Below are 12,172 nucleotides of genomic sequence, written 5' to 3' on the forward strand. Positions count from 1 at the left end.
CAAATCAAGGAGAGCAATCATGATCACTTATCAATCTCACTTTGCAACTCGTACAGTAGAGTCTGCTTCGCAGCAGCACAGCCCTACCCAAACTAATCGAGCTAAATCAAGTGCTCAAGAGCAAGCGTATGTCGCGGCTGCGAATATAGCTGCACAATCTTCTCGTGCACTCGACCATAAAGTAGACGAGCCATTTAAATATGAAGTAGTGGAGCGTAATGAAACATTTCTCGAAAAAATGAGAGAAGCGGTAATGTTTAGCCGCTTAGGGGCAAATAAAGAGAAAATTGATGAATTAAAAGAGAAAATGGCAGAGCTTGAAAAGCTCGCAGCCGAGGGAAAAATTTCACCCGAAGAATTAGAAGAGCGTATGGCTGCATTAGAAGAAGCAATGAGAGATGCGGTAACTCAAGAAGAAAACAAAGCGAACAAGGACACGCTACTGAGTTAGTGAGGCTCAAAATGATAAAGGCCTCATTAGAGGCCTTATCAGTGTTATAACTCAATACTGTTTAGCTATGGTAGTTTTCACACGCTTCAAGGGTGTTTTCAATCAAGCTAGCTACTGTCATCGGGCCTACGCCACCAGGCACTGGAGTGATAAAGCTCGCGTTTTGTTCCGCGATGTCATATTGCACGTCACCGACTAACTTACCTGATTCCAATCGGTTGATACCTACATCAATGACAATGGCACCTTCTTTAACCCAGTCACCCGGAATAAACTCAGGTTTACCGACTGCGACGACGAGTAGATCTGCACGACGAACGTGGGCTTCCAAGTCTTGGGTAAATTTATGGCAAACGGTTGTGGTACATCCTGCCAGTAGCAGTTCAAGTGACATTGGACGACCTACAATGTTTGATGCACCAACCACAACAGCGTGCATCCCTTTATAACGCACACCGGTAGAGTCGAGTAGGGTAATGATCCCTTTTGGCGTACAAGGTCTTAGTGCTGGCATTCGTTGAGCAAGACGACCCACATTATAAGGATGGAAGCCGTCGACGTCTTTGTGAGGATCTATACGCTCTAACACTTTTTCCGCGTCTAGGCCTTCAGGTAGTGGCAATTGTACTAAGATCCCATCAACTTCAGGGTCTGCATTAAGCTCGTCAACAAGCGTGAGCAGTTGCGCTTCGCTCGTGTCACCTGGTAAGTCGAAAGATTTAGAAACAAATCCAACTTCTTCACAGGCTTTACGTTTTGAACCAACATAAACTTGACTCGCAGGATCCTGACCTACTAACACAACTGCCAAGCCTGGTGCTCTCAGACCTTGTGCCAGTCTCTCTTGAACTCGTTGTGCAACAGTAGAACGAACTTGTTTCGCGATAGCTTTGCCATCAATGATGTTTGCCGTCATGATTGACCTATATTAAGGGTTAAAAAACTTGAACGATGATAGAGCCTTTAAATTCTCCTATACAAGTACTTTTATTGAGTGATGACTCTGCTTGTAAAGAAAAATAATGGGGTTGCTCTATTTATATGTCCTGCTAATTAGTTTGATAGAGGACATTTGCCCGCTATTTTCGCAAAAAACAGCCAGCCCGCCAAGTTAGCATTGCGTAAAACCGGAGGTTTTCACAACTTGCCTAGGTAAGAGCGTATAAAATTTGATTAAGTCAGCTGTTTTATCAACAATTTGTGGTAAAATTAGGCAGTTGAAACAAAAACTAAAAAAAATATTTGACCTGCTGGGGGCAAATCACTATTATGCACCCCGTTGCCAACGAGGACTCACCGATAAAAAGGTTCTTAGTTCTCCAAGGTCACAGTCGGCGATTAGCGCAGCTTGGTAGCGCACTTGGTTTGGGTCCAAGGGGTCGCAGGTTCAAATCCTGCATCGCCGACCACTTTTAAAATAAGATAGTAGCATGAAGATGTTTACTCGAGTTTGCGCCCTTAGCTCAGCTGGATAGAGCAACGCCCTTCTAAGGCGTCGGTCGAAGGTTCGAATCCTTCAGGGTGCGCCATCTTATTTTAATCCACATGTAGTGGCGGCTGTAGCTCAGTTGGTAGAGCCCTGGATTGTGATTCCGGTTGTCGTGGGTTCAAGTCCCATCAGTCGCCCCATCTACATGCCAAAATTAGTCGGCGATTAGCGCAGCTTGGTAGCGCACTTGGTTTGGGTCCAAGGGGTCGCAGGTTCAAATCCTGCATCGCCGACCACTTCTACAAAATACTTATGTTCGGCGATTAGCGCAGCTTGGTAGCGCACTTGGTTTGGGTCCAAGGGGTCGCAGGTTCAAATCCTGCATCGCCGACCACTTTCTCTCTATCAGTATCTCAGTCATTTATTTCAAATTTACTAACTTTTAATCAATTAGCACCAATATGCCTAATTATTTAACCTGATTGCTCGACTCCGTCGTTGAATAGGTTATAATGCCGCGTCTATTAATTAACGTAGTGCCCGTAGGGCAGGCAACAAGCGTCACATGCAACGGAGAGTTTGGCAGTTTAGCCGAAGGCCCACAAAAGCATGATGGTTGTCTTGTTAGTAAGGAAGGCGCTTTGTCGCCCAAAAATGAAGATTGAGGTAAATCATGCAAGTTTCTGTTGAGACGACTCAAGGCCTTGAGCGCCGTCTGACCATCACCGTTCCTGCAGAGAACGTTGAGACTGAAGTTAAAAAACGCCTACAACAACTGTCAAAAACACAGCGTATCGATGGCTTCCGCCCTGGTAAAGTACCAGTGTCAATCATCACTAAGCGTTACGGCGCAGCTGTTCGTCAAGAAGTTGCTGGCGATATTATGCAGCGTAATTACATCGAAGCAATCATTGCTGAGAAAATCAACCCAGCGGGTGCACCTACATTTGCTCCTAAGTCACTAGAAGCTGGTAAAGATTTAGAGTTCGATGCAACTTTTGAAGTATACCCTGAAGTTGAGCTTAAAGACTTAGATAAAATTGCAGTTGAGAAGCCTGCTGTTTCAGTAACTGACGAAGATCTTGCTAACATGCTTGAAACACTTCGTAAGCAACACGCTACTTGGACTGAAAGCGACGCAGCAGCTGGCGAAAAAGACCGTGTAACGGTTGACTTCGTTGGTACAATTGACGGTGAAGAGTTTGAAGGCGGAAAAGCTGAAGACTTCCCTCTAGAGCTTGGTCAAGGTCGTATGATCCCAGGTTTCGAAGATGGTATCGTTGGTAAGAAAGCAGGTGACGAAGTCGTTTCTGATGTGACTTTCCCTGAAGACTACCACGCTGAAAACTTAAAAGGTAAAGCAGCTCAATTTACAATTACTGTGAAGAAAGTTGAAGTTCAAGAGCTTCCTGAACTAACTGACGAGTTCGCAACTAAGTTTGGTGTTGCTGAAGGTGGTGTTGACGCACTTAAAGAAGAAGTGAAGAAGAACATGGAGCGTGAGCTTAGCCAAGCGGTTAAAGCAAACGTAAAAGATCAAGCGATCAAAGGTCTTCTTGACACTAACGAAGTTGAAGTGCCTAAAGCACTAGTTGATCAAGAAATCGACGCACTTCGTCAACAGGCTGCACAGCGTTTTGGCGGCAACGCGCAAAACATGCCTGAGCTACCAGCTGAGCTTTTCCATGAGCAAGCTGTTACTCGCGTAAAAACTGGCTTGCTTTTAGGTGAAGTAATCAAAGCGAATGACATCAAAGCAGACGATGCAAAGGTTGAAGAATTAATCGAGACTGTTGCTTCTGCATACGAAGATCCAAGTGAAGTAGTTTCATACTACAAAACAAACGATCAACTTATGCAGCAGATGCGTAACGTAGCAATGGAAGAGCTTGCTGTTGAAGCTGTACTTGCAGCTGCAACTGTTTCTGATGTTGAAAAATCATTCGATGACATCATGAACCCACAGGCTGCTCAATAAGTCTTTGAAGAAATCATTGACTTCCAGCTAAGCTGAAGTTTAAATGGCTCGAGTTACTCGGTGAGAGAATTCGGGCCATTTTTGTTTTTACACCTTGATATTGAAGCATAAAGTACTTATATCTTGAGGCATGGCTTATTTTATTAGCTATACTTGATGGTATAAGACAAAATGTGCTTATCACAACGAGCTGTTAGAAATGCTCGTTCCATTTCGCTCAAAAAAGTATTAGCCTAAAACCGAATGACAGAATGTCTCTTGAGTCGCAAGCGATTTAAGTTACCTATTACAATAAGGCAACAAATTCTGTGCTAGTAAGGAATAAAAAACATGAATGATGGTATGATCGATCCAATCAATGCGTTAGTACCTATGGTCGTGGAGCAAACGGCTAAAGGCGAGCGTTCTTATGACATTTACTCTAGACTACTTAAAGACCGCATCATTTTTTTGACAGGTCAAGTAGAGGACCATATGGCCAACTTGATCGTGGCACAGATGTTGTTCTTGGAGTCGGAAAGTCCGGACAAAGATATTTTCTTGTATATCAATTCACCTGGTGGCTCCGTGACTGCTGGAATGTCTATCTACGATACAATGAACTTTATTAAGCCTGATGTTAGTACGGTTTGTGTTGGTCAGGCAGCGAGTATGGGAGCATTTTTGCTTTCAGGCGGCGCTAAAGGTAAACGTTATTGCTTGCCAAACTCTCGAGTGATGATCCACCAGCCTTTAGGCGGCTTCCAAGGTCAGGCATCAGATTTTGAAATTCATGCAAGAGAAATCTTGTCTATTAAAGAAAAGTTAAATCGTCTGATGGCTGATCATACTGGACAACCATACGATGTAGTTGCACGTGACACCGATAGAGATAATTTTATGACTGCTGACCAAGCCCTAGAATATGGCTTAATTGACGCGGTTCATTCACGTCGCGAACTGAAGTGATTAGTCGGTAACCAATGAGCATAAATCATTGGTTACTGCTATGCCAAAGCTTTTATTCTTTGGTATAGTTAAAAGAAATACGATGTTATCGACAGATAACAACAAAAGAATGAGGTAGCTGAATGTCAGACACTCCAACAGACGGCGATAAGAATAGCAAGCTGCTGTATTGCTCATTTTGCGGCAAGAGCCAGCATGAAGTTCGTAAGTTAATTGCCGGTCCATCTGTCTATATATGTGACGAGTGCGTTGAACTTTGTAACGATATTATCAGGGAAGAAATCAAAGATATTGCGCCTAAGCATGACGCGTCTGATAAATTACCTGTGCCAAAAGAGATCAGAAATCACCTTGATGATTATGTTATCGGTCAGGAGCATGCGAAAAAAGTGCTGTCCGTTGCTGTATACAATCACTACAAGCGCTTACGCAACCAAGGTGGTAAGGGTGATGTAGAATTAGGTAAAAGTAATATCTTGCTAATTGGTCCAACAGGTAGTGGTAAAACACTATTGGCCGAGACGCTTGCAAGACTTCTTGATGTACCATTTACGATGGCAGATGCAACAACGTTAACTGAAGCTGGTTATGTTGGTGAAGATGTTGAGAACATCATTCAAAAGCTGCTACAAAAATGTGACTACGACGTAGAAAAGGCACAACGTGGCATTGTCTATATCGACGAAATCGATAAGATTTCGAGAAAATCAGACAATCCATCTATTACCCGTGATGTATCGGGTGAGGGTGTACAACAAGCATTACTTAAACTGATTGAAGGTACGGTTGCATCTGTTCCGCCTCAAGGTGGCCGAAAACATCCGCAACAAGAGTTTTTGCAAGTTGATACATCGAAAATCTTATTCATATGCGGTGGTGCATTTGCTGGCCTTGATAAGGTGATCGAACAACGTAGTTCTAAAAATACAGGCATCGGTTTCGGTGCTGAAGTTAAGTCAAAAGATTCTGAGCGTTCACTGAGCGAAACATTTAAAGATGTTGAGCCTGAAGATTTGGTCAAATACGGTTTAATTCCTGAATTTATTGGTCGTTTACCGGTTGTTGCGACCTTGACCGAACTTGACGAAGATGCGCTTATTGAGATCTTAAACGAACCAAAGAATGCCTTAACAAAGCAATATGCAGCGTTGTTTAAGATGGAAGGTGTGGATCTTGAGTTCCGTGAAGACGCTTTGCGAGCGATTGCGCATAAGGCGATGGAGCGAAAGACCGGTGCACGAGGATTGCGTTCGATTGTTGAAGGCGTATTGCTCGACACTATGTATGAGTTACCTTCATTGGAAGAAGTCAGTAAAGTAGTTATTGACGAAACCGTTATCAAAGGAGAGTCAGATCCGATTATGATTTACGAAAACAATGGTAAAGAAAAAGCGGCATCTGAGTAGCTCAGAATTAAAATAAAAGGAGCCTAGTGCTCCTTTTTACATCTAAGTTAGGAGCTAACAAAAAGTATAAGGTAAACTGCGAGGCTAGCTCATGGTTGGTAAGCTAAATCAGTATTTTCCCTCACCAGAGCTTATACCAATTATGCTTAATACTTGCTCAATTTGAAGGCGTAAATCTGACGCTAACTGCGCTAAACATCTTCTATTTAGAACAACTAAATGGAGAGTTTTCGCATAGTAATAGACAGAGTTTTCTCGCCTCAAAATAGTAAGCTTAATTAAGCGAATAGGTATTGCCCCAATATGATACCAGTTGAACTAAAAACCCTGAACTTTGGATAACTCATACTTTTCTGGAAACCGACAAGGGCAACGCTATCCCTGAAACGTTTTGGCTAGATAAGAGAGTAATTCAATGCTATTGAGAAGCAATGAGTTAGCTAAATACTTGCTCAACCCTCAGGGCTGATAAACCGTTTATTTTTTAAGTGGAAAAGTCGCTTCTAGACATACGACGCTGTGAAAGAAGTCGATATAGTCCCTTATTATACCAATTTGACTTAATACGTGCTCAATTTGAAGGAGTAAACCTGACGCTAACAGCGTTAAAAATTTCTTATTTAGAACAACTAAATAGCAAAATTTTTGCCTGGTTATCGACAAGATTTTCTCGCCTCAAAATAGACCACTTAATTAAGAAAATTGGTATCATTGCAAATAAGCTGGAGCTTTAGTTTACTGATATTTGATTGCTTTATGCCTTAAATTGATCCCTACTTGATGTGGATTACTATAAACTATTGAACTTTATCTGCGTTATCCCCATATAGCTCAGTATTCCCAAAATTAATTTAAGTGCGAAGAGAACATAATGACGCTTGAAAGAACGGATCGAGTAGAAATTCCTGTGCTAGCGCTGCGCGACGTAGTCGTGTATCCGCACATGGTGATCCCGCTGTTTGTAGGTCGAGAAAAATCAATAAAATGCCTAGAAGCAGCGATGGACAACGACAAGCAAATCTTTTTGGTTGCGCAAAAAGACGCTTCAGTTGATGACCCTAGCACTGATGATGTCTACCAAACAGGCACTATTGCGACGGTGTTACAACTATTAAAGCTGCCTGATGGTACGGTAAAAGTACTTGTTGAAGGCACACAGCGCGCCAAAATAGACGAATTTTTAGTTACAGACGAATATTTCTTAGCGCAAGCACAGTATATCCCTTCACAGGATGCTGATGAGCAAGAGCAAGATATATTAGTGCGTAGTGCAATTAGCCAGTTTGAAGGCTATGTAAAGCTTAATAAGAAAATTCCACCTGAAGTACTGACGTCAGTTTCAGGTATTGATGAGGCCGCACGCCTTGCTGATACAATGGCTGCGCATATGCCAATTAAAGTGCCTGAAAAGCAAAAGGTACTGGAAATTCATGACGTAACAGAACGTCTTGAGTACTTGATGGCGCTGATGGAAGGTGAGATCGATTTACTTCAAGTAGAAAAGAAAATCCGTTCTCGCGTGAAAAAGCAAATGGAGAAGTCACAACGTGAGTATTATCTGAATGAGCAAATGAAAGCAATTCAGAAAGAACTTGGTGAGTTAGACGACGTACCAGATGAATTTGAAGCGCTGAAAAAACGCATTAGCGAAGCAAAAATGCCGCAAGAAGCGGAAGAAAAAGCACTGGCGGAGCTGAACAAACTGAAGATGATGTCACCGATGTCTGCAGAAGCGACTGTGGTGCGTTCTTACATAGAGACGATGATAAATGTCCCATGGAAAAAACGCTCTAAGGTGAAAAAGGACTTAGCAGGTGCGCAAAAGATTCTAGACTCTGACCATTATGGCTTAGAAAAAGTAAAAGATCGCATTATCGAGTACCTTGCCGTACAACAACGTACCAATAAGCTCAAAGGCCCTATCCTGTGCCTAGTTGGTCCTCCTGGAGTTGGTAAAACCAGTTTAGGCCAATCTATCGCGCGTTCTACAGGTCGTAAGTATGTGCGTATGGCGCTCGGTGGCGTGCGCGACGAGGCTGAAATTCGTGGTCACAGAAGAACCTATATTGGCTCAATGCCGGGTAAGCTTATTCAAAGTATGTCGAAAGTTGGCGTGAAGAACCCGCTTTTCTTATTAGATGAAATCGATAAGATGTCATCGGACATGCGCGGCGACCCTGCATCTGCTCTATTAGAGGTGTTAGATCCTGAGCAAAATAGCAACTTTGCAGATCACTATTTAGAAGTAGACTACGATTTATCAGACGTGATGTTTGTTGCGACATCAAATAGCTTCAATATACCAGGCCCACTGCTTGATCGTATGGAAGTGATCCGTTTGTCGGGTTATACCGAAGATGAAAAGCTTAATATTGCGAAACAGCACTTAATTCCTAAACAGATCAAGCGTAATGGTCTGAAAGAATCTGAAATTAACATCGAAGACAGTGCGATTATTGGTATTATCCGGTATTACACTCGAGAGGCTGGGGTACGGAACCTAGAGCGCGAAGTTTCTAAGCTCTGTCGCAAAGCGGTGAAAAACATTTTGCTAGACAAAGATGTAAAGCAAGTTGTGATTAACCAAACAAACCTAGAAGAATTTTTAGGTGTTCAGCGCCATGATTACGGTAAAGCTGAAGATGGTGATCGTGTTGGTCAAGTTACGGGTCTAGCGTGGACAGAAGTTGGTGGTGATCTATTAACCATTGAATGCGCTGCTGTACCAGGCAAAGGCAAACTGACGTACACTGGCTCTTTGGGTGATGTGATGCAGGAATCTATTCAGGCTGCGATGACGGTGGTACGCAATCGTGCTGAAAAGCTTCGTATTAACGACGACTTTTACGAGAAGCGTGATATTCATGTGCATGTTCCTGAAGGCGCGACTCCTAAAGATGGACCAAGTGCGGGTATCGCCATGGTAACAGGCTTAGTGTCAAGTTTAACAGGCAACCCAGTGCGTGCAGATGTCGCGATGACCGGTGAAATCACATTACGTGGTGAAGTGCTGCCAATTGGTGGTTTAAAGGAAAAGTTACTTGCAGCGCATCGTGGTGGAATTAAACGAGTTTTAATACCGAAAAAGAACGAGCGTGACTTAAAAGAAATTCCTGAAAATGTCCTTGAAGGACTTGATATTCATGCTGTGTCTTGGATTGACGAAGTTCTATCATTAGCATTAGCGCAGCCAATAGACAGTTTTAGTGTAGAATCACAAAAAAACTAAGAAAAAAGCCAAAAAATTAAGTGAAAAGGCTTTTCAAATCTAAAAGGTGTGTTAAGTTAGGCACTGTATTCAAGCTTGGTGGTTCGCAAGCCCCGTAATCACTAGGCTTGAGAAAGATTTCGAGAATTAGAGAGTCGCTGTGATGTCTCTAAATGAATAGCAAAAGTTATCAGATAGAAGTAACTTTTGATAATAACTATGGAAGAGGATGATATTGTGAATAAATCTCAATTAATCGATCAAATCGCAGCTGATGCTGACATTTCTAAAGCGGCTGCTGGTCGTGCGCTAGATTCATTCATTGAGTCGGTAACCGGTGCACTTAAAGAAGGTGACTCTGTTGCACTTGTAGGTTTTGGTACTTTCTCAGTACGTGAGCGCGCTGCACGTTCTGGTCGTAACCCACAAACTGGTGAGACTATTCAAATCGCAGCAGCTAACATCCCATCTTTCAAAGCGGGTAAAGCGCTTAAAGACGCAGTAAACTAATTCATTTTGGATTAGGCGATGCAGAGTCATCGCGAACTGCTTCAAGATAAAAGGCGTATCTGTTAAGATACGCTTTTTTTATACCACCTCAAACCTCGTGGCGGTGGTGTGATGCTTAACCCAAATCTAGCAATACAAAGTGCTTATGTGCTTTGACTTAGATAAGAGAAACAATAAATGCTTGAAAAGATCAGAGAAGGCTCACAGGGCCCTGCGGCTAAAATCATATTAGGTTTAGTCATCTTATCTTTTGCGTTAGCAGGGATCGGTGGTTACCTAGGTCAAACCACTGAGCAACCTGTCGCAGAAGTCAATGGAATAAAGATCTCGCAGACAAAGTTCTCACGTGCTTACTCGAATGAGCGTGCACGTTTAGAGCAGCAGTTTGGTGAGTATTTTGCGCAAATAGCAGCAGATCCAAATTACATGGCACAAATCCGCCAAGGTGTTGTAGATCAATTAGTACAGCAAGAACTACAGTCACAACTGGCAAAGGAACTTGGTCTTCGAGTGAGTGATGAGCAGGTAAAAAAAGCGATTGTTGAGATGCCTTACTTCCAAATCGGTGGTGAGTTTAGCAATGACCGTTACCTCCAAGTTATTCGCCAGATGAATTTTCAACCTGACAGCTTCCGTGAGTATTTACGCGATGAAATGACACGAGCACAACTTATCTCTGCGGTAGCTGGCAGTGACTTTGTATTAGAAAATGAATTACAACATTCTCTTGCGTTACAGCAGCAAACCCGTGCAATCGATTATGCCGTCTTAAGTAAAGATTTAGTAAAAGATGAAGTCTCAGTTTCACCAGAAGAGGTTCAGAGCTACTATGATCTAAATCAGAATCAGTTCCAAGCACCGGAGTTGGTGGCTGTGAACTATATTGAGTTGAAAGCAGAAGATTTAGAGCCTGCTGAGCCTGTTACTGAAGAGGCCGTTAAAACATACTATGAAGAACAAAAGAACCAGTATCTAGAGCCTGAAAGGCGTCGCGTTTCACACATTTTAGTAGATTTGGGTGAAGATGCTGCAGCTGCAAAAGAAAAAGCAGACATGCTGCTAGCGGAGCTAAATAGCGGTGCTGATTTTGCAACTCTTGCAGAAGAAAAATCAGATGATATTGTCAGTGCAGAACTAGGTGGTGATTTAGACTGGATTGAACGAGAGATGATGGATCCTGCATTTGAAGACGCAGCGTTTTCGCTTGCAGCAGTAGGTGATGTATCAGAGGTGGTTGAATCTGAGTTTGGTTATCACATCATTAAGCTGACTGATATTCAACGTCAACAGGCCCAATCTTTTGATGATGTTAAAGATGAGTTGCGTGCTGAGCTTGAAAAGGCAGCTAAAATAGATGCTTTCTACCAAAAACAAACTCAGGTTGCTGAATTGGCCTTTGAAATGGCGGACTCCCTTCAAGATGCAGCAGAAGTTGCTGGCGTAGAAGTTAAGTCTACCGAGTTAGTAAGCCGTAATGCGCTTCCTGAGCCATTAAACATGCCAGCTATAAATAATACTATTTTTACTCCTGAATTAATCGAAGACAGAGTGAATTCAGAAGTTTTAGAGGTTGCGCCAGAACATATTGTCGTTGTACGTGTTTCGGATCATAAAGCTGCGGCCACTAAACCACTAGAAGAAGTCAGTGAGCAAATTCAAGCACAGCTAGTTGCTGAGAAAGCATCAAGCTTGATTACTGAGAAAGCTCAATCACTGTTTGAGCAATTGCAAAATGGCACGGCACTGGCAGACATTGCCAAAGCACAAAATGTTGAGGTTAAAAGTGTCAATGAGCTGCAGCGTAGAAGCTATGATGTTCCTCCTGCGATTGCAACTGAAGCATTTAAACTTCCTCAACCTGGTGTTGCGCAATCTTACCCTGCGTTGGTTGAATTAGGTAATGGTGATGCTGCATTTGTGGTGCTTAAATCAGTAACCACTCCAGACGTGGATGGACAGATAGATCCGCAGCAGAAACAATCAATCACTTCCTCATTTGCTAATAAAAATTATTTAGAACTACTGGCTGCACTTGAAGCTAAAGCCGAAGTAATTAGGCCACAGCTACAATTAGCTGAGCAGCAATAGCAACTCAATAATGAAAAAAGCGCCGCATTGGCTAATGCTGATCAGTTAAGAAGTTGATCGGTTGACCGATCAAAATGATCATGCACAATCCGTAGCTAGGCAACTAACTACGGATTTTTTGTGAATATAGAACAAGCTCTTCATTCAGCTTTTG

Annotated in this window: 8 protein-coding genes and 5 tRNA genes; 12 read left to right on the forward strand and 1 reads right to left on the reverse strand. The window is 42.6% G+C overall.

Features of this window, described 5'->3' with window-relative positions; genetic code table 11:
- Positions 1-19: 19 nt before the first annotated feature.
- Entirely contained in the window at positions 20-451 is a 432-nt protein-coding gene (locus F9Y84_RS06855) for a hypothetical protein (protein ID WP_147391147.1), read from the forward strand.
- A gap of 61 nt (positions 452-512) precedes the next feature.
- Here F9Y84_RS06855 and folD read toward each other — a convergent pair whose 3' ends face one another.
- Entirely contained in the window at positions 513-1,367 is an 855-nt protein-coding gene (gene folD, locus F9Y84_RS06860; protein ID WP_125253528.1) for a bifunctional methylenetetrahydrofolate dehydrogenase/methenyltetrahydrofolate cyclohydrolase FolD, read from the reverse strand.
- 416 nt (positions 1,368-1,783) lie between these two features.
- Here folD and F9Y84_RS06865 point away from each other — a divergent pair.
- The 11 genes from F9Y84_RS06865 to F9Y84_RS06915 all read left to right on the forward strand — a co-directional run bounded on the left by F9Y84_RS06865 (position 1,784) and on the right by F9Y84_RS06915 (position 12,018).
- Positions 1,784-1,860 (forward strand) — tRNA-Pro (locus F9Y84_RS06865).
- A 43-nt stretch (positions 1,861-1,903) separates the two neighbouring features.
- A tRNA-Arg gene (locus F9Y84_RS06870) sits at positions 1,904-1,980 on the forward strand.
- Positions 1,981-2,004: 24 nt separating this feature from the next.
- A tRNA-His gene (locus tag F9Y84_RS06875) sits at positions 2,005-2,080 on the forward strand.
- A gap of 19 nt (positions 2,081-2,099) precedes the next feature.
- Positions 2,100-2,176 (forward strand) — tRNA-Pro (locus F9Y84_RS06880).
- A gap of 21 nt (positions 2,177-2,197) precedes the next feature.
- Positions 2,198-2,274, forward strand: a tRNA-Pro gene (locus tag F9Y84_RS06885).
- A gap of 279 nt (positions 2,275-2,553) precedes the next feature.
- Entirely contained in the window at positions 2,554-3,858 is a 1,305-nt protein-coding gene (tig, locus tag F9Y84_RS06890) for a trigger factor (protein ID WP_125253529.1), read from the forward strand.
- Between the two features lie 330 nt (positions 3,859-4,188).
- A complete protein-coding gene (gene clpP / locus F9Y84_RS06895) occupies positions 4,189-4,806 on the forward strand; it encodes an ATP-dependent Clp endopeptidase proteolytic subunit ClpP (protein ID WP_125253530.1) in 618 nt (205 codons plus the stop codon).
- A gap of 122 nt (positions 4,807-4,928) precedes the next feature.
- Complete coding sequence (gene clpX / locus F9Y84_RS06900) at positions 4,929-6,212, forward strand: ATP-dependent protease ATP-binding subunit ClpX (RefSeq protein ID WP_125253531.1); 1,284 nt, start codon at positions 4,929-4,931, stop codon at positions 6,210-6,212.
- Between the two features lie 871 nt (positions 6,213-7,083).
- Complete coding sequence (gene lon, locus F9Y84_RS06905; protein WP_128731976.1) at positions 7,084-9,441, forward strand: endopeptidase La; 2,358 nt, start codon at positions 7,084-7,086, stop codon at positions 9,439-9,441.
- Between the two features lie 216 nt (positions 9,442-9,657).
- The gene (gene hupB, locus F9Y84_RS06910) at positions 9,658-9,930 is read left to right on the forward strand and encodes a nucleoid-associated protein HU-beta (RefSeq protein ID WP_125253533.1); all 273 of its coding nucleotides are present in this window, start codon (positions 9,658-9,660) and stop codon (positions 9,928-9,930) included.
- Positions 9,931-10,107: 177 nt separating this feature from the next.
- Positions 10,108-12,018, forward strand: coding sequence for a SurA N-terminal domain-containing protein (locus F9Y84_RS06915; RefSeq protein ID WP_147390248.1), 1,911 nt, complete (start codon positions 10,108-10,110; stop codon positions 12,016-12,018).
- Positions 12,019-12,172 lie beyond the last annotated feature (154 nt).

Origin of the sequence: Pseudoalteromonas peptidolytica (assembly GCF_012641745.1) — a bacterium.
In the GTDB taxonomy this organism is placed as follows: Bacteria; Pseudomonadota; Gammaproteobacteria; order Enterobacterales; family Alteromonadaceae; genus Pseudoalteromonas; species Pseudoalteromonas peptidolytica.

Excerpts from the sequence above, each read along its gene's own strand:
- F9Y84_RS06855 (WP_147391147.1), top strand. The coding sequence starts at position 20 with ATGATCACTTATCAATCTCACTTTGCAACTCGTACAGTAGAGTCTGCT.
- folD (WP_125253528.1), bottom strand. The coding sequence starts at position 1,367 with ATGACGGCAAACATCATTGATGGCAAAGCTATCGCGAAACAAGTTCGT.
- tig (WP_125253529.1), top strand. The coding sequence starts at position 2,554 with ATGCAAGTTTCTGTTGAGACGACTCAAGGCCTTGAGCGCCGTCTGACC.
- clpP (WP_125253530.1), top strand. The coding sequence starts at position 4,189 with ATGAATGATGGTATGATCGATCCAATCAATGCGTTAGTACCTATGGTC.
- clpX (WP_125253531.1), top strand. The coding sequence starts at position 4,929 with ATGTCAGACACTCCAACAGACGGCGATAAGAATAGCAAGCTGCTGTAT.
- lon (WP_128731976.1), top strand. The coding sequence starts at position 7,084 with ATGACGCTTGAAAGAACGGATCGAGTAGAAATTCCTGTGCTAGCGCTG.
- F9Y84_RS06915 (WP_147390248.1), top strand. The coding sequence starts at position 10,108 with ATGCTTGAAAAGATCAGAGAAGGCTCACAGGGCCCTGCGGCTAAAATC.